The sequence below is a fragment of the Dyadobacter psychrophilus genome, from assembly GCF_900167945.1.
GTDB classification, from domain to species: Bacteria; Bacteroidota; Bacteroidia; order Cytophagales; family Spirosomataceae; genus Dyadobacter; species Dyadobacter psychrophilus.
In genome coordinates, this window is sequence record NZ_FUZA01000002.1 from 207,291 (window position 1) to 226,516 (window position 19,226).

Below are 19,226 nucleotides of genomic sequence, written 5' to 3' on the forward strand. Positions count from 1 at the left end.
AGTACTTTTTGACGTTCCTAAACCCTTTAATGATATCCGTTCCGATGGTGTTTTTGTCCATCGGAACGCACGCGCAGAAGGCCTATTTTATCGATGGCTATCATGGCGGCGTGTATGGACATTATCCGGTTGGTTATACGCAATTCATTGTAGATGAGTTAAATAAAAATAAGTTCTGGAAGATAAATCTGGAAATTGAACCTGAAACCTGGGATTCTGTCAAAGTGCGTGAACCGCAAGCATTGGCCGAATTTCAAAAGCTTTTTGCGGATCAGTCAATGTCCGGACGGATAGAGTATGTAAGTCCGGCTTACGGGCAGAGTTATTTTTACAATATATCAGGCGAGAGCATTATCCGCCATTTTGATTATGGTATCAAAAAAGTAAAAAGCCACTTTCCTTCGGCTGTTTTTACCACCTATTCGTCCGAAGAGCCCTGCTTTACCAGCGCCTTGCCGCAGATTTTGAATTCATTTGGGTATAAATATGCCTCACTAAAAAACCCTAACACCTGCTGGGGCGGCTACACGCGCGCATTTGGTGGCGAGCTCGTCAACTGGGTCGGGCCCGACGGCTCGCGGATTACTGCGGTGCCTCGTTACGGCAGCGAGGGACTGGAACCCAATTCAACATGGCAAACCGAAGGCTGGACCAATTCGCCAAAATACATGAATGATGCATTGAAGTCGGGCATTAAAAATCCGGTGGCTATGACCCTGCAGGACGCAGGCTGGCGAAACGGCCCGTGGATCGGCAATGGTGAAAAGGGTTACCAACCGACTGAATACAAAACATGGCGCGACTATTTCGCCAATGCTTCCATTGGAAAAACCGATCAGGACTGGCATTTCTCGCAGGAGGATATGCAAGTAAGCCTGGTGTGGGGCTCGCAAATTCTGCAAAAAATCGCGCAGCAGGTTCGGGTTTCGGAAAACAAAATAGTCATGGCCGAGAAAATGGCGGCTTTGAACAAAATCTACAACAACACCCCCTGGCCGCAAGCTGCGATCGACGAAGCCTGGCGCGGGCTGATGCTGGCCCAGCACCACGATTGCTGGATCGTGCCTTACAATGGCAAGCGTGGACAGACCTGGGCAGATAAAGTAGTCACGTGGACGGATACCACCAACCGCATCAGCGATCGGATTATCGCATCGGCCGCAGGCTCAAATGTTGATTTAAGTAAAAACGGAGAACAATACATCAGCGTTTATAATACAACAGGCAACATTAAAAACGAGCACGTGGCCTTAATTTTGCCTGCCGGAACCAATCCTGAGACGATCAGTATAGTGGATGCAAAAAACAAGGAAGTGCCGTTGCAGGTGAGTATTATTGATCAAAAAATGGTGTATTTCAAATCCAGTGTTCCGGCGATGGGTTATAGTCAGTACAAAATGATCAGGAAAAAATCTTCCAAAACAGCAGGAGCCAAAGCAACAGTTGCGGCTTCCGGGGATGTGGTGCTGGAAACGGACCAGTACAAATTGGTTTTGAACAAATCCAAAGGCGGCAGTATCAAAAGTCTGGTGGTTAAAGCACTGGGAAACAAAGAGTTTGTGGATGCAAAAAGCGAACGTTCATTCAATGAGCTGCGCGGGAATTTTTACGACAATGGCGGTTTTCATTCCACCACCGAAAAGCCGGTGACGATCAGCATTATTGAGAACGGGCCGCTGGTGGTGACGGCCCAAATCAAAGGCGAGCTGCTTTCCAATCCATTTACCCAAACCATTACCCTCAAACAAGGCGACCGTAAAATTGAATGTGCGCTCGAAATCGACTGGAAAACGAACATTGGCATTGGCAGTAATTATAAACAGCACGAAAAGATTGATCCGAAAGACTATCACAAACCATTTTATGACGACAGCCAGAAATTGCTCGCATTGTTTCCAGCCAATTTCCAATCTGAAAAAATATACAAGGATGCGCCTTTCGATGTAACAGAAAGCAAACTGGAAAACACCTTTTTTAGCCGCTGGGATAGCATTAAGCACAACTTAATGGTAAGTTGGGTGGATTTGTATGACGCCAAAAACAATGTAGGCCTGGCCTTACTTTCAGACCAGACCACAACCTATGCGCACGGCGAAAACTTCCCGCTCGGGCTCAATGTACAGTATTCCGGTGCCGGGCTCTGGGGCCGGAACCACACCATAACCGGCCCAACAAAAATGCGTTATGCCCTCGTGCCGCACGCCGGGAAATGGGACAAAGCAGGCATTTCCACAGAAGCATCAAACTGGAACGAACCAGCCATCGCAGCAATCACAAACAAACTCAACACAGCCGGGAAATCCCTAATAGAAACATCCAAATCAGCTTTTCAATATCCGTCCACTGAAGTGGGCGGCGAAGACCGCATTATTCGAAACAAAGCCAGAGGAGCCGGAACATCCCTAATAGAAACATCCCCAAAAGCCTACCAATACCCGTCAATTTTAATTGACGGAGAGGACCTACTAATCAGGATCTTCAATGCCGAAGGCGACGCCAAACCACAAAAAATTACCTTAAACGGCAAAGCCAAATCCGCCGCATTGGTGGAGCTAAACGGAACCCATAAAGAAGAATTACCATTAAATATCGAATCCGACAAAACCGTCCTAAACATATCAATGCCCCGTTTCGGCATCAGGACGATTCGTTTAAAGGACTTTATAGCAAATTGATTTATATCTTGCCTCAATGAATATGCGAAAAGTTAAAATCATCATCGGCTTGCTCTGCATCGCATTATCGGCCACTGCGCAGCTACCTAAAAAGTTGAAACTGAGCAGTGTGCTGCAAAGCAATATGGTGATTCAGCAAAATCAGCCTTTCAAAGTCTGGGGCCATTCACCAGTTGGAACTGCTATTTCCATCCAGGCCGATTGGATGTCCACGCCCATAAACGTTATCGCAAATACAGAGAACAAATTTTTAGGCATTATCCCGGTTCCGGCAGTCAGGCCCGGCGATTTCTCGAAACATCAAATCACTGTTACAGGTTCAGGAGAAACGCAGGTTTTGGAAAATGTGCTGATCGGTGAAACCTGGATTTGCAGCGGGCAGTCCAACATGCAATTCAAGCTGCATGAAACATTGGATTCGGCCAGGGAGGTGCCAGCCGCTGCTTATCCGCAGATCCGCTTGTTCAGTGCCGGACTCAATTTCAGCAACGAACCGCTGGATAGCATTCAGGGCATCTGGCAGGAATGTACGCCAGCGACCGTGCGCACATTCAGCGCGGTGGGTTATCACTTCGGAAGGGAATTGTTTGCGAAATTAAATGTGCCTATCGGACTTGTGTTCACCGGAATCGGCGCTTCGTCGGCGCAGGCTTACGTGCCCCGAGAAGCGCTGGCAGCTGATACGCTGCTCAACCGCGTCTATTTACAGCCGTATATGGATAGTCCCAAATCCAAAGAAAAGATCGAGGGCGGCTTTACATTCGAGAAAGTGACCAGGCCGTTTTTGCTGTACAATGCGGTCATCAGTCCATTTATCAATTTGTCCATAAAGGGATTTATATGGTATCAGGGCGAGTCCAACCGTAGCGAGCGGGCGAGTTACACGCGGCTCACGCAGACGATGATCCAAAGCTGGCGGTCGGCTTTTGCGCAAGGGAATCTGCCATTTTATTACGTACAGGTAGCACCGTTCTGGTATGATAAGGATGATGCGACGCTGGCTGATTACGCATTTTTCCGTGAAGCGCAGGAACGGATAGGCAGTTTGGGAAACACGGAAATGGTTGTGACGATGGACGTGGGCGAGTCCAGAGATCTGCATCCCAAAAATAAAAAGCCGATAGGCGTTCGTCTGGCCAAAACAGCATTGAACCGGACTTATGGCGCGCTCAGCATCAGCTATCAGGGGCCAAAGTTTGATTTTGTATTGTTTGGAAAAAAAGAAACAGAGATACATTTCCTTGCTGAAACCGTGCGGGGAGGACTGGAAACAAACAATGGCAAAGCGCCGGAACACTTTTTCCTGGCTGGCGCCGATCAGCGATTCTATCCCGCAACGGCCAGAATTGAGGGAAGCCGGATCATACTGACTTGCCCTAAGGTCAAGAATCCTGTGGCCGTTCGCTATGCATTCACTAATTTTCCGGTCACCAATTTGCAGAACAAAGACGCCCTGCCCGTATTGCCATTCCGCAGCGACGATTGGGATGAACCAATTTCTAAAAAATGACAGATCCGAAACCATCGATGGGCGAGCTCGCCAAGAAGCTTAATGTTTCTAAAACCACTATATCATTCATACTCAACGGGAAGGCGAAGGAAAAGCGGATCAGCGAATCGCTGGTAGAAAGAGTGCTGGCGGAGGCAGCAAACCAGGGTTACCGGCCCAACCAGTTTGCACAAAGCCTGCGAACCGGCCGCACGAACATTATCGGTCTGATGGTGGAGGACATTTCAAACCCCTTTTATGCCAGCATCGCCAAACTGATTGAGGAAAAGGTTTATCAAAATGGATATAAAATCGTGTATTGCAGCACAGAAAATGACGTGGCACGCGGAAAGGATTTTCTGACCATGTTTTCCACGCTCAGCGTCGACGGCTGCATTATTGCGCCCACGCAGGGCATGGAGCAGGAGATCCGCGACATGCTTGACAAAGGCAAAAGCGTGGTATTATTCGACCGCTATTTTGGCAATGACGGCACCGATGCGGTAATGGTCGACAACCAGGGCGGCATGTATCAGGCAGTGGAGCACCTGGCTGCCCGGGGCGCAAAAAACATTGGGTTGATCGCCCTCGCCTTGGGCGATCCGGAAAAGGAGGATCGCATTATCGGATTCAAAAAAGCCATAGCCGACCACGGGCTCGCCACCCACGTTTTCCCGATGCCATTTAAGGACGGATATGAGCATTATCTGGAAGATATCCGTGAAATACTCAGTCAAAATAAGCTGGATGCTGTTGTTTTTGGGACTAATTACCTGGGCATTGCAGGGCTGGAAGTGATTAATGAGTCGGGACTCAGCATACCCGGTGATATTGCAATGATTTCCTTTGACGACCATGACCTTTTCCGCATTCACCGACCCGGCATTACAGTAATAGCCCAGCCGATCGAAGCCATTGCCCAGGTGGCCATTGATACGCTAATGTCGAAACTGCGTAATCCGGCATTAATGAAAAAGGCAGCCGAGGTAATTACATTGCCAACTTCACTGATTGTCAGAGCCTCAACCTGATCGTTTATGGATCAAGAAAACGACACAACATTGAATCTGAAAAGCCGGACTTTCCGCTGCGTGCTGATCGTATCTATGACCGGTTTTTTATCCGGTTTTGATTCTATTGTAATATCCGGAATTAACTTGTCAGTCAGGCAATTGTGGGTTACTTCCGATTGGTTTCATGGCACTTTTATTGTTTCTATTGCATTGTGGGGCGCAGTCGTCGGCGCGCTCATAGGAGGTTACCCAACCGAGCGCTGGGGCAGAAAAGCGGCTTTGCTGCTTACAGGCGCATTGTTCGTTCTTTCCTCATTGGGAACTGCATTGTCGGTTTCGCCGTACATGTTCTCGTTTTTTCGCTTCATGGGTGGTCTGGCGGCGGGTATAGGCGCCATTGCCGCACCGACTTACATTGCCGAAGTCAGCAATGCGGAGGATCGCGGAAAACTGGGCATTCTCTTTCAATTCAATCTTGTGGGCGGCATTCTGATGGCCTACATTTCCAACTATGCACTTGCAGGCTTGGGCGGCATAAATGACTGGCGATTAATGGCTGGCGCGACGGGTGTGATCGCGCTTCTTTACAGCTTGCTCGCGGTGGGCATTCCCGAAAGTCCACGGTGGCCGGTGCGTTCGGGGCCGGGTTTGGAACAATATGAAAGACCGCAGGGCGCCGGGCTATTCTCGGGGAAATATGCCAAAGTGCTGCTTATTACACTATTGATGGCCTTTTTTAACCAATTTTCCGGCATCAGTTTTGTGCTCTTCTATGGCCCTCAGATCCTGACGCAGGCGGGACTGGGCACTTCGCAATCATTGTTAGGCGGCGTTTCCATCGGGCTTGTGAATTTATTAGCAACCGGAGTAGGCATGTATTTTATTGATCGGGTAGGGAGGAGACAACTTATGTTTGCAGGGTCGATTGGATATATTCTGAGCTTGTCAATGATCGCATTGGGTTTCTATGCGGGCTGGTCCGCTTGGTTTGTGCTGACTTTTATGCTGCTCTTCATTGTTTCGCACGCCATCGGTCAAGGCGCCGTAATTTGGGTTTTTATTGCTGAGGTTTTTCCAAATAAAGTGCGCGCTTTCGGGCAGGCATGGGGTTCGGGAATGCTGAATGTGTTCGCCGGATTAACGACTCTTTTGGGGACTGTGCTCATCCATCAAGTGCCGGGCTGGATCATCTTTGCGGGTTTCGCGTCGCTCATGGTGTTGCAATTATTATTTGTCACGCTGCTGATGCCCGAGACAAAAGGCGTTTCGCTCGAAGCGCTTGAAAGTCGGTTTTCCTAGTTTTCAAAAAACCGGCTGCCACACCGGATGCCCTAAAACTTTCCATGAAAACTTATTACCTGTCCTGTTTTTTCATTTTGCTGACCCTTTCTGCCTGTTGGAAAAAGTCGGAAGAAGCGCTATTCAGGCTGCTGGATTCGAAGGAAACGGGGATTGATTTCTCAAATGACATCCGCCAGACCGACTCGCTGAACATTTTGAAATACATGTACTTCTATAACGGCGGCGGCGTGGGAATTGGGGATATCAATAATGACGGCCTTACTGACCTGTTCTTTTCGGGAAATATGGTGTCTTCAAAATTGTATCTCAACAAAGGGAATATGCAGTTTGAAGACATTACCAAAACAGCTGGCATTGCCACAAAGGGTTGGTGTACAGGTGTTTCCATGGTGGATCTGAATACGGATGGTTTGCTGGATATTTACATTAGTCGCGCCGGAAGTCCCAATCCTGCCGAACGTGCGAACCTGCTTTTTATTAACCAGGGAAACAACACATTCGCCGAATCTGCGGCTGCTTATGGACTGGCGGATACGGGTTACACCACGCAAGCGGCATTTCTGGATTATGACAAAGATGGCGACCTGGATGTGTATCTGCTCACGCACGACCATTCGCCGCGCGCAGTCAATAACCTGATGCCCGTGCGCTCGAAAGGAGAAGCAGTCAGTACGGATAAATTGTTCAGAAATGAGGGCAATGGTCCTGCCGGACATCCGGTTTTCAAAAATGTTTCCGCCGAGGCGGGCATTCAGATAGAGGGTTATGGGCTTGGCGTGGCGGTGAATGACCTCAATGGTGACAATTGGCCGGACATTTACGTCGCCAACGACTTTTTGAGCAATGACCTGCTGTACATTAATAATCAGGACGGCACTTTTACAAACCGCATTGGTGAATACACGAAACACCAAAGTTATAATGCGATGGGCGTGGACGTGTCGGATTACAATAATGATGGTTTTCAGGACATTGTGGTGCTGGATATGCTTCCCGAAGATAATTACCGGCAGAAAATTATGGCGGCGGGCATGTCTAATGAAAAGTTTGATTTTATGCTGCAAATGGGTTACCAGCCGCAGTATATGCGTAACACGCTGCAACTGAATAATGGTAACGGCCATTTCAGCGAGATCGGGCAGCTGGCGGGCATTGACAAAACGGATTGGAGCTGGGGACCGTTATTCGCCGATTTTGACAACGACGGTTACCGCGACCTTTTTATCAGCAACGGGCATTTGAAAGATATGACCGATAAGGATTTTATCAAATACAGCCAGCAGACGACCATGTTCGAGGAAAAGGACGAGGCTAATGCAAAATTGCTGAAACTGATGGAAAACCTGAAAGGTGTGAAAGTGCCAAACTACATTTTTCGCAATAAAGGCGATCTGACTTTTGAGCACAAAGCGGATTGGGGAATTGATCAGCCATCATTTTCAAACGGTGCTTCCTATGCCGATCTTGACAATGATGGCGATTTGGATCTTGTGGTAAATAATGTCAATGAGAAGGCATTTGTATACCAAAATGAAACGCAAAAACTGGCTAAGAACAACTGGCTGCAACTTAAACTGAAAGGCGACAGCCTGAACCGTCTCGCGCTGGGGGCAAAGATTACATTGCATTACACAGGAAAATTGCAGGTTTATGAACATACATTATACCGCGGATTCCAGTCGACTGTTGACAGTAAAGTTCATTTTGGTTTGGGAAATGCAGGCAAGGTGGACACGCTGGAAATTCGCTGGCCGGACGGACGAATTCAGCAAATGTTTGATGTTATTGTTAACCAGCGATTAGTTTTAGATCATAAAGATGCCCGAAATAATCCGTTAATCGCTCCAAAGCTGCTGCAACCCATTTTTGTAGAAGTCGCTGACCAATATGGACTTAATTTTACGCACACAGAAAACAATTATTCGGATCTTTTCACGCATGTGCTGATGCCACAAACCTACGCCACGATCGGACCTTCGATGGCAGTGGGGGATATGGATCAAAATGGGTTGGAAGACCTGTTCATAGGTGGAGCAGCGGGGTTGCCGGCAGTTTATTTTTTGCAGCAAAAGAACGGGCGCTTTGCACGGCGGGAATTTCAGGCAGACAAGGAGCAGGAAGATGCGGGAACACTGCTTTTCGATGCCGACCGTGACGGCGACCTTGACTTGTACGTTGCCAGCGGCGGCAGCGAATTCGAAGCTGGCTCCGCGCTTTACCAGGACCGGCTCTACAAAAATGATGGCAAAGGAAATTTTTCAAGGGATGCCAAGGCGCTCCCACCAATGTTTGCCAGCAAATCCTGTATCACCGCCTCCGATTTCGACCGGGACGGTGACCTGGATCTTTTTGTCGGTGGTCGGGTGACGCCTGGCCAATATCCGACAGCGCCTGAAAGTTATATTTTAAGAAACGATCACGGTCAATTCACAGACGTTACTGAAAAAGTCTGCGCTCAACTTCGTCACATTGGCATGGTAACCAGTGCATTATGGACCGATTTCGACAACGACGGCCGCGTTGATCTGATCGTCACAGGTGAATGGATGCCCGTTACTTTCTTCAAAAACAATGATAGCAAACTTGTGAACGTGACCAGATCAACCGGTTTGGGAGAGTCTTCGGGCTGGTGGAACAGCATTATCGGAATGGATATGGATCATGACGGTGACACCGATTATATTCTGGGCAACATGGGCATGAATACGCCTTTCCAGGCATCTGTCAAAGAACCTCTTACCGTGTACAGCGGCAATCTGGATGGGAGCGGGGTGCATCAGTCTTTGCTTTCCTGGTACATTCAGGGCAAAAATTATCCCTGGCCTTCGCGGGACGCATTGTTGCGTCAGATGCCGAAGATTGGGAAGAAGTTTTTTTTGTATGATGAATATGCCAAAGCAACCGTTCAGGATGTCATTTCTCCCGATTTACTCCATAAAGCGGCGGTGCTAAAAAGCAGCTGCTTCACTTCGTCCTATATAGAGAATCGGGGTAATGATAAATTTAGAATGCGCCCGCTTCCCATGCAGGCACAGTTTGCTCCGGTTCGTGGAATTGTAGCCAGAGACATCGATGGCGACAGCCATCCGGACCTGATCCTTTCAGGAAATTCATACGCGCCGGATGCGTCTATCGGACGGTTTGACGCCATGCAGGGTTTGTGTTTAAAAGGTGATGGTAAAGGAAACTTTGTCCCTGTGCCTCCAAAGTTAAGCGGCCTGGCTTTGTATGGAGATAACCGAGCACTGGTTGAGCTGCATATGCAAAGTGGGAAGGTGCTGCTGATCGGTGCATCTAATTCCGGGAAACTGGAGGTTTATGTTAACCCCCCTTCACTCCCCCCAAGCCGTCACAATTAATCCCCTCGCCCCGCCGCGATCCCGATGCTCGCAGAGATAAATGCCTTGCCAGGTTCCCAGCGCCAGGCGGCCGTTTCGGATGGGGATCATGACTGAGCTTCCTAATAGTGAGGCTTTTAAATGTGCGGGCATGTCGTCGGAACCTTCGTAGTCGTGCTCATAGTCGGGGTCGTTTTCTTGGACAGTTTTGTTGAAATACATCTCGAAATCTTTCCGCACCGTCGGGTCTGCGTTTTCGTTGATGGTAAGCGAAGCAGATGTGTGCTGAATGAAAACCTGGCATATCCCTGCGCTGATCTCCGAAATTTGAGGCATTGCGTGAAGGATCTCGCCTGTGATCAGGTGGAACCCCCGGCGTTTCTCGCGCAATGTTATACTTTGCTGAAATATCTTCATCTGGTAAAGTTATTAATCTGTATTCGATTCAGTTCTGACCAGGCGCATTTTGCTCAACATTGGCACGTCGCCCCCCTGCAAATGGCCGGATCGCACGCCTCCGCTAGCATTGAAAACGACTAATTTTGAAGCAATTATTCGATGGTCTAATTTCTTGTAAACAGAATAAATATGCAAAAGCAAATCACATTCTTTCACGGCGGTGGATCGCAGGAAGATTATAGTGCTGATGAAAAACTGGTGGCATCCCTAAGGCGGGAGTTAGGTTCTGAATACACCGTTCATTACCCGTTTTTGCCGAATGACGGATCTCCCGATCTGGGCAGGCGCGAGCAGATTGGCCGCGCAATTTTATCAGGCGAGAACGGCGTCATTTTGGTTGGCCATTCGCTTGGGGCTTCTATGTTGCTTGCGTACTTGTCTGAAAACGCGATTACCAAAAATATTGGCGGCATTTTTCTTCTGGCTGCACCTTTTTGGCAGGGAGACGAAGACTGGGTTGAGGCATTTAAATTGAGGCCGGACTTTGCGGGGAACATTGATAAGAAAATTCCCTTGTTCTTTTATCATTGTATTGATGATGAGGAAGTTCCCTTCTCACAAATGGCCTTTTATAAAGAACAACTTCCGTGGGGCACATTCAAGGAAATAGCGCGTGGCGGCCATCAATTTGGTAACGATCTTAAAATAGTTGCAGACGATATCAAGTCAATGTGAGGCCTGCGGCTCGTTTGTTTGCTTGCCTTTCGAAAATATTTTCTTGAAAACTGATGCTACCAAAAACACGATCAACCCCATAACCAGCCCGATTCCGAATTCCTTAACCGTTGCAGGAAGCGCCGGGAAAAGATGGTGGAAATATTCAATGTTATGGACAAAAATACCACCTGAAACCAGAAGCAGAGCCACAGTGCCGACAGCCCCTAAAAACTTGATCATTACCGGTAAGGCCTTGACAAGCATGTGTCCGAGTTTGGACAGAATGCCTTTGTCGTTCGATTTTTTGATCAGTCTGTAACCGGCATCATCGGATCTTACAATGATTGCCACAATGCCATAGACGCCTACTGTTGCGAGCAATGCAACGGCGGAAACGGTCGCTATTTGTATCGCAATGCTTTGTTCGGCAACACTTCCAAGGGCAATGATCACAATCTCGATGGACAAAATGAAATCAGTGGTTACAGCAGATTTGATCTTCTCTTTTTCGTTTTCAAGATTAACCTCTGCGCTTCCCTGCGGCGTCTCCTTAATGACTGTATGCTCCTTTTGAGGGCGATGGAAGAAATATTCAATGATTTTTTCGACCCCTTCGTACGCCAGGTAAAGTCCTCCTAAAAGCAGAATGTATTTGATAGCAGCTGGCAAAAATACACTCAGCAGCAATGCCACCGGAACAATGATGAGCTTATTAACCAGTGAGCCCTTTGTAATTGCCCACAAGACCGGCAATTCCCGTTCAGACAAAAAACCCGTCGCTTTTTCGGCATTCACGGCTAAATCATCGCCCAGAATTCCCGCAGTTTTTCGGGTTGCTACTTTTGTTGCAAGCGCAACATCATCCATTAAAAAGGCTATATCATCTAAAATTGCAAAAAATCCGGATGCCATATAATATTAAGAATTCACGATAAAAGTCGCTTTGCTGGACCTATTCCAGTATTAAGCATATATGCAAAGGTAACTATAAAAGTGTGCCTACCCGGCCTCTTACCCACTCTTCATCCCATCCACCAACTTAACTGCCTCGGCCACAACCTCCTTCGGATAATCATTCAGTTCCAGTATCCTGATTGCATTGGTCGTGCGTAATTTCCCCGGTTTGAGCTTGTAATCAAACATAATTGTTTCTTCATCAATGACTTCTGTGAAATGGTAAAGATCAAAAGTGTCTGCTAAATAGTCAGATAATTCCCTGTCGTGCGTGGAGGCTATGGCCAGATCATTGCCTCGCGTTAAATAACTGAGCACCGATTTTCCGATTGCAATGCGTTCAACGGAATTGGTACCTTTGAAAAGCTCATCGAGTAAAAACAGATTGGAATGACCACATTGGCTTTCTTCGAGCAAATTTTTCAAGGTAAGAACCTCTTCAAAGTAATAGCTTTTATCGCCGAGCAGATCATCAGAAATCCGGATCGACGAATGTATTTTCATGGCAGACATAGCAAATTCTTTTGCAAAACACGTATTAATGGTCTGTCCAAGTAACGCATTAATTCCAACCGTGCGAATAAATGTGGTTTTGCCCGACATATTCGAGCCGGTTAGCAGCACTGATTTTTCATCTAACGTAATGTCATTACAGACGCCGTTGAATATGAGTGGATGGTAGACTTGTTTAATGTGTAAAAATTTCCTTTTCAAGCCAATGATCGGTTCGCAGGTGTGGGGAACACTTTCCCTTAATGCAATGATTGAGAGGGCAATGTCGGTTTCGGCTACAAATTGGAAGATGTCTTCAATGTGCTGCCGTTTGGAGTCAAGAATTTTCAGTATCGTGAAAAGCAAAACGGGCTCAATCAAAAACAATGCTTTGAACAATTCAACAACATAATCGACGAACTGACCGATCTCACCCTGCAGCTTAGCCTCGATCTTGAAAATAGACATTGGCAAACCCAGTTGGTCCAATGCGTCAACACGTTGTTGCAATCCGATATTTTGAGCGGAGAACCCGCTGTTTTTCAATATTTTCTGCGCAGTTTGGGTCAATACCAAAAGCTGGGGAATGGAGCTTCCGTATTGATATAGATTGTTCTTGTTCCAATAATGTATGCCCAGGTTTACAGGCAACAAAATGATAAGAAAAATCAGAATTTGCGGGAAAAAGAAAGACAGCATTACCGACAGGACACTAATGACGGAAAGTATCTTAATAAGCCAGTACCAGCTTGGTCTTTCGGTATACTTTCCGTGAAATAGCGAAGTGATATAGTAGGCGTCTTTCTTATTGAGTTTTGAGATTTCGGGCGTAAGTGCTGTTTTAAGGTCGGGATTTTTTTGAAAAAGCGTAATGATATTTTCCAGCCGCTGTTTACGTGTATCGTCTTGGGGAATGGTCCGCATGAAGTAATACAAGTACTGCTGACCAACGCAGGAAACGGTCCTATCAATAAACTTGAATACATCTTCCAAATCTAAATCCTGGAAGGTCCGGTCAGAAATCGCCTGGAAAACACCTTTCCGTTCGTCGTGAACGAAATACTTCTCAATCTGACTAAAATTGAAGAATCCTGTTTTGACTCTCTGCTGAATTTCTTGCTCAGGTAATGTTTTCGACGGCATCTTTCATAAAATAAATCGCGAAGGCAAAGGACATTGAGACCCAAACCCAAATCCAGGATCAATTTATGGTTTTTGAAAGCAGAATATGTTGAAAGTGTTATGAGCGGGAATGGGCTACGAAGAAGTGTAATGCCCTTTTGTAGAAATAACCGTAACCGTCACCTTTTTCTCGTCAACGGCATAGACGATCCGATGTTCCTGATTTATTCTTCTGGACCAGAATCCTGCCAGGTTGTGTTTTAATTGTTCAGGTTGCCCGGTTCCGGTATAAGGGTGCTCAATCAATTCGTCAAGAAGTTTGCGGATTTTTCTGAGTGCGGGTTTATCACCGGATTTCCTGAGTTTATCAATGCCTTCGAGAGCCTTTGGAGTAAATTCAATAGAATAGCTCATAAACCCAGCAGCTCATCGAAATCGGCTTTTTCGACTTTGACTGTGTTGCCCTCTCGATACTGCCTGATCCCCTCCTGAACATTGGCCATTACCTCAGGGTCCATAAAATATTGATCTTTTGCGCCAACAGGAGTTAAAGCATAAGCTTTTTCCTTGCCTCGCTGAATGATTATTTGTTCGTTTTTGTCAGCCAGATCCATGTATTTTTTTTGGTTATCCCTGAATTCACGTGAGCTAATTACCAGCATGATTGAGTAGTTGAGTGTACGAAATTGGTACACAAGTATAGCGAAAAATTCGGAAAGATCATTTTAATCTCGCTCCAACCAAGCCCATCGCTTGGCCCAGTCCATTAAAAACTCCTTGCGGAACTTTGACACGGTTTTCGCGCCTTGTTGCTGGCTGAGGAATAGCTCAGGGTTGGGAAGGTCGCCGTACCAATGTCTTCCTAGTTTGTAATCGTTGGGCTTAGGTTTTCCGGGCCAAGGCGCTGTGCTGACGTATTTTCCCTTCTGGCCATTGAGCTGCTCAATGGAGCTTATGGTGACGTATTCACCAACTTCAACTTGCTTGGGAGAATAGCGGACTGCGTATTTGCCATTTCCAATGTAGTATCCGGGCCATTGCTGGCCGCCTATGCTTAATGTGAAAACGGTTGAGTCGGCTGGAACATTAAGCGCTGGCCCGTCAAATCGCCATTCAATGACGCCATAGGTGGCAACGGTGTCGGCTGCGGTGCTATTGCCGGTAAAAATTGTTTTTGAACTTCTCGTAATGGGCGTGAATGTGCCGCCCCAGCTTTCGCCTGCGGGATTTTCCGGTTCGCCATGCATTACGTATGCGAGCGAAGGCGTATCGCCCATTTTAATGTGACCTTTGTAATATTTGATAAAATCCTTTCCCATTTCTCCTCGACCTTTGATGTAATTGGGATAATAGGCCTCCGCAGTGATGTCCTTTGGCGACTCCGAATCCATAAACCAGCCGCGGTAAGTGGCATTGCATTCAATCATCCAGAGGTCGGGATGGTTTTCGGCGATGTAATCGTAGGCATTCACGCCCCATTTTTTATTAGGGCCACCAATCCAGTAAACGCGGATCTTATCCTTGATCTCCGGCGCGTCATGCAATGCCTGCGCAACATCCTCAATGCCACCCCATACCAGCACCCAAAGAGGCTGATCAATCGATTTTTTGGCACAAGAAATTAACCATTCCGAACCTTCCGTAGATTTTCGTAACCCCGCGTACGGCGCCCACGCGGTAGCTCCCTGTTTACAGACATTTCGCAATGAAGCAGGTTCCGGAAATCCTTTTTTGTGTTTTAATAGTTTAGGAAGGTCTTTCTCGTAGAGATCGATCATGTCCAGGATGTCCTTTTTACGGCCAGTTTGAAATGATGTGGAAACCAATCCTTCAATTTGAAACAGATCGGCATACATCAGCAAATGGATCATGGATTGAAAATCATCGGGATCTGTGCCGCCTATATCAGTGCTGATAAAAATGCGTGGTTTCTGCTGTGCCTTCGCGCAGAAGTTGCTCAATGTCAAAGCCATGATGAGCAGTATTATGCCAAACCGGCTGCTTGCTTCCTTCGTTAAGTATTGGATAAACATTGTTTTCTGATTAAGCGACAGAGAATGATTCGCTAAAAGCAGCATTTGCTTTTAGCGAATTTGTAAAGATAAAAAGAAAGCAATCGAAAAAAATAGAAATTAAACGATGGTTGCTCCTGAGGGGATTAATTAGGAAGAAATTTTAAATGGACACACCAAAAGAAACGGCTAAGAATCAATGCTAACAGCCGGTTATGGTAGTATTTTTCAATAAAATGCTTAATTAGTTCTAAAAAGACGTCAAAATACAGTCAATACTAATCAAATCCCGAAACGTTTTTGGTATTATTTTACTTTAAAATTGTATTGTGAAAATCGATTTGACACCTAATCATCAAAACTAAATATGCCTATGAATACTACTATCAGCGATAGATGACATGACGTTTATTGTAATCAGTTAAGTCGTGATGCGGCATTTTTGCGCCGGTGACTGGCTACGTCTTAGATTTTAATTCTCACCGTTAAGTTAACTCAATTTTATGAACCCAATTAGACAAAATCCCTCCCAGGGACTTTGCAAGCTTCTTTGTGCCGTAATGGTAACAGGAATAATGCATTCCCCGGGCATGATAACCGCCTCACCCGTTCCCGGGCCGAGGGCGGTTGATTTCCATCTTCGCGTCGATAAAACGCTGACCGGCAAAGTGATCGATGAAAAAAATACGCCATTGCCAGGCGTGAGCGTCATTATTAAAGGAAGCAGCAGAGGGACTACCACGGGCACAGACGGAAGCTTCACCTTGGTAGTTGAAGATGCGGCACAAACGCTGACCTTTTCTTTCATCGGCTACACGTCTCAGGATGTGGCCATTGGCAATCAATCTGCATTCAATATCACATTGCTTCCCAGCAGCGAGGAACTCACCGAAGTCGTGGTTGTGGGCTACGGCACGCAGTCGTCGGCAGCAGTAACAGGTGCGGTCAGTAACATTCAGGCAAAGGACCTGATCAGGACGCCGTCCATTGGAACTTCCGATGCGCTGGTTGGCCGGGTGCAGGGGATTACGGCCCGGAAAGCAGATGCGCGCCCGGGCGCGGCAACCACCATCCAGATCCGGAATTTGGGAACGCCGCTTTATGTTATTGATGGGATTCCTTCGGATGCCGCCAACTTCAACAACCTGGGACAGAACGACATCGAGAGTGTTTCCATCCTGAAAGATGCATCTGCGGCAGTATATGGACTTCGGGCTGCGAACGGAGTGGTGCTCATTACTACCAAACGCGGAAAAGCAGGCGACGGGCCGGCCAAGATCAACATTTCAGGCTATTACGGTTTACAAAACTTTACGCGTTATCCCAAGCCGGCGAGTGCTTATCAGCATATGCGAGGCCTTGTGGAGTCGGACGTGAACCAGGGGCGCACACCTTCTATCACACCTGAGGAACTGGCCAAATGGAAAACCGGGACCGAAAAAGGTTATCAGAGCTTTGATTATTACAAAATGGTAATGCGTCCGAATGTGCCGCAGTATTCGGTGAATGCCAACGTTTCCGGCGGCACAGAAAAGATCAGTTATTTTCTTTCTGTGGGGCATTTGAGCCAGGATGCACTAATTAAAGACTACAACTTCAAACGCACCAACGTGCAGGCGAACGTGGAGTCGAGCATTACCAAAAGGTTGAAAGTGGGCGCGCAGATCAGCGCCCGTATTGAAGATCGCTTTCAGGTGGGTGTCCCCGGGCTGGACGATTATTTCAACCCGTTCCTGAGTATTTTCACAATGTGGCCTACCGAGCGCCCTTATGCGAACGATAACCCGAAATACATTAACCAAACGCACAATGTGAATGTGAACCCTGCCACTTACAAGAGAGATGTGACGGGATACATTGACGAAATTACAAGGGTGGTGAAAGGAAATTTTTACGCGGAATACGATTTTGCATTTGGCTTGAAAGTAAAAGGAACGTATTCCTACCAGTATCACAACTTTGATTTTGATGGTTTTGAATACACTTATGATGCTTATAATTATGATGCGGCAACGGATAAATACAATGTTGTCGCAGGCGGCGGAAACCAGAATCCGTGGCGGGAGCGTCGGAAACGCAATATTGTTGACCGTTTCGCGCAGTTGCAGCTTAATTACAGCAAAACATTCGGTGATCACGAAGTTTCGGCCGTTGCCGCCTATGAGCAGTCGGATAATGTGAACACTTACCTGGTTGTGCACACCGTTCCGCCTAACAATTACATTCCTTTAATGTCATTTGCAAATCAGGATCTCTTAATTGACGAATGGAGCACAGAGGCAAGGGCGGGATACATTGGCCGGGTGAATTATAATTTCAAACAAAAATATCTGCTGGAAGCGGTGGGCCGCTACGATGGTTCCTTCCTTTACGCTCCTGGAAAACGATTTGGGTTTTTCCCTGGTGTTTCGGCGGGATGGCGGATTTCCGAGGAAAATTTCTTTAAAGGAAAGCTCGAAAATGTGTTCAGCAGCCTGAAAATCCGCGCTTCTTACGGTCGCACGGGAAGTGACAGGAATGCTACTGTTGCCAATGAGCCATTTATTGTAGCGCCTTTCAGCTATTTGCCAGGGTATAATTTCTTACAAGGAAGCGCCATTTTTAACGGACAATATAACATCGGCGTAAGGCCGCGCGGCTTGCCTATTACGACGCTTTCCTGGATTACCAATATTTCTACCAACCTGGGTGTTGATTTTGGTTTGCTGGGTGGGAAGTTGAATGGTCAGGTTGATATTTTTCAAAGAAAAAGGGACGGACTTCCTGCCGCCCGCTATGACGTTCTGCTGCCTTCGGAGGTGGGTTATACATTGCCCAACGAAAACCTGAACAGCGATACGCACCGCGGGATAGAGGGTGTTTTGACCTATAAAAGTTCAGTTGGACAGTTTGACTACACGGTCAGCGCTAATGCAACATTGTCTCGCCGCCGCGACCTGGATTTTTACAAGCCGCGTTTTGGTAACTCTTATAATGAATACCGCGATTCTTATGTGGACCGCTGGGGAAACATTAACTGGGGTTACCAGGTTGAAGGCCAGTTCCAATCGCAGGAGCAAATTGAAAGTCATCCGATTGACAACGACGGCCAGGGCAACCGCACGCATCTGCCAGGGGATTTCATTTACAAAGATGTGAATGGTGACGGCATTATCAACGGCCTCGACGAGCGTCCGATTGGTTATGCAGAAGGCGCAAACCCTTACCTGAGCTTTGCCCTGAACGGAAGCATTTCTTACAAAGGTTTCTCGCTATTTGCTGATTTTGCAGGTGCTTCACTACAAAGCTTCCAGCGTGCATGGGAGTTGAAAATCCCTTATCAGAATAATGGAACGTCGCCGCATTTCATGCTCGAAGACCGCTGGCACCGCGAAGATCCCTTTGATCCAACCAGCCAATGGATTCCCGGCACTTACCCGGCCATTAGAAAGGATAATTCGAGCCATGTAAATTTCCGGAAAAGTGATTTCTGGATTACCAATGTACGCTATATCCGTCTGAGGAACATTGAATTAGGATATAATTTCGATCCAAAAGTTTTCAAGAAACTGGGAAGCAGCGGACTCCGGGTTTATGTCAATGCGAGCAATCTGTTCTCGATTGACAATGTGAAAAAGTATGAGATCGATCCCGAGATTTCTTCCGGTAATGCACTTGTGTATCCGCAGCAGCGCCTGTTTAATGCCGGTTTTAGTATTAATTTTTAATTCAAA

13 protein-coding genes are annotated in these 19,226 nt (G+C 46.9%); 7 read left to right on the forward strand and 6 right to left on the reverse strand.

Annotation, left to right across the window (positions count from 1 at the left end; translation table 11 throughout):
• The first annotated feature begins 29 nt into the window (after positions 1–29).
• The 5 genes from B5X68_RS07945 to B5X68_RS07965 are packed head-to-tail and all read left to right on the forward strand — an operon-like array spanning position 30 to position 9,838.
• The gene (locus B5X68_RS07945) at positions 30–2,675 is read left to right on the forward strand and encodes a glycoside hydrolase family 38 C-terminal domain-containing protein (RefSeq protein WP_082214174.1); all 2,646 of its coding nucleotides are present in this window, start codon (positions 30–32) and stop codon (positions 2,673–2,675) included.
• Between the two features lie 22 nt (positions 2,676–2,697).
• Complete coding sequence (locus B5X68_RS07950) at positions 2,698–4,185, forward strand: sialate O-acetylesterase (RefSeq protein WP_212567987.1); 1,488 nt, start codon at positions 2,698–2,700, stop codon at positions 4,183–4,185.
• Entirely contained in the window at positions 4,182–5,195 is a 1,014-nt protein-coding gene (locus B5X68_RS07955; protein WP_082214176.1) for a LacI family DNA-binding transcriptional regulator, read from the forward strand. Before B5X68_RS07950 ends, B5X68_RS07955 begins: the two co-directional genes overlap by 4 nt.
• A 6-nt stretch (positions 5,196–5,201) precedes the next feature.
• Positions 5,202–6,476 (forward strand): MFS transporter, encoded by a 1,275-nt coding sequence (locus B5X68_RS07960; protein WP_082214177.1) that lies wholly within the window; start codon positions 5,202–5,204, stop codon positions 6,474–6,476.
• A gap of 44 nt (positions 6,477–6,520) precedes the next feature.
• Complete coding sequence (locus tag B5X68_RS07965) at positions 6,521–9,838, forward strand: VCBS repeat-containing protein (protein ID WP_082214178.1); 3,318 nt, start codon at positions 6,521–6,523, stop codon at positions 9,836–9,838.
• Here the strand turns inward: B5X68_RS07965 and B5X68_RS07970 are convergent.
• A complete protein-coding gene (locus B5X68_RS07970) occupies positions 9,812–10,234 on the reverse strand; it encodes a secondary thiamine-phosphate synthase enzyme YjbQ (protein WP_082214179.1) in 423 nt (140 codons plus the stop codon). The two genes, B5X68_RS07965 and B5X68_RS07970, sit on opposite strands and share 27 nt — an antisense overlap.
• Positions 10,235–10,405: 171 nt before the next feature.
• Between B5X68_RS07970 and B5X68_RS07975 the strand changes: the two genes are divergently transcribed.
• The gene (locus B5X68_RS07975; protein WP_082214180.1) at positions 10,406–10,951 is read left to right on the forward strand and encodes an alpha/beta fold hydrolase; all 546 of its coding nucleotides are present in this window, start codon (positions 10,406–10,408) and stop codon (positions 10,949–10,951) included.
• Here the strand turns inward: B5X68_RS07975 and B5X68_RS07980 are convergent.
• The 5 genes from B5X68_RS07980 to B5X68_RS08000 all read right to left on the reverse strand — a co-directional run bounded on the left by B5X68_RS07980 (position 10,943) and on the right by B5X68_RS08000 (position 15,534).
• Positions 10,943–11,845 carry a DUF808 domain-containing protein gene (locus B5X68_RS07980; RefSeq protein ID WP_082214181.1) on the reverse strand — a complete coding sequence of 301 codons (903 nt, stop codon included), beginning with the start codon at positions 11,843–11,845 and terminating at the stop codon, positions 10,943–10,945. The genes B5X68_RS07975 and B5X68_RS07980 overlap by 9 nt on opposite strands.
• Positions 11,846–11,944: 99 nt before the next feature.
• Positions 11,945–13,522, reverse strand: a complete 1,578-nt coding sequence (locus tag B5X68_RS07985) for a MutS-related protein (RefSeq protein ID WP_141110239.1) — start codon at positions 13,520–13,522, stop codon at positions 11,945–11,947.
• 114 nt (positions 13,523–13,636) lie between these two features.
• Complete coding sequence (locus B5X68_RS07990) at positions 13,637–13,915, reverse strand: Txe/YoeB family addiction module toxin (RefSeq protein ID WP_082214182.1); 279 nt, start codon at positions 13,913–13,915, stop codon at positions 13,637–13,639.
• Entirely contained in the window at positions 13,912–14,163 is a 252-nt protein-coding gene (locus B5X68_RS07995) for a type II toxin-antitoxin system Phd/YefM family antitoxin (RefSeq protein ID WP_082214183.1), read from the reverse strand. Before B5X68_RS07995 ends, B5X68_RS07990 begins: the two co-directional genes overlap by 4 nt.
• Positions 14,164–14,226: 63 nt before the next feature.
• The gene (locus tag B5X68_RS08000) at positions 14,227–15,534 is read right to left on the reverse strand and encodes a nucleoside hydrolase-like domain-containing protein (protein ID WP_229208331.1); all 1,308 of its coding nucleotides are present in this window, start codon (positions 15,532–15,534) and stop codon (positions 14,227–14,229) included.
• A 482-nt stretch (positions 15,535–16,016) separates the two neighbouring features.
• On the opposite strand from B5X68_RS08000, the gene B5X68_RS08005 reads away from it, so the two are divergent.
• Complete coding sequence (locus B5X68_RS08005) at positions 16,017–19,220, forward strand: SusC/RagA family TonB-linked outer membrane protein (protein WP_229208332.1); 3,204 nt, start codon at positions 16,017–16,019, stop codon at positions 19,218–19,220.
• Positions 19,221–19,226: the final 6 nt, after the last annotated feature.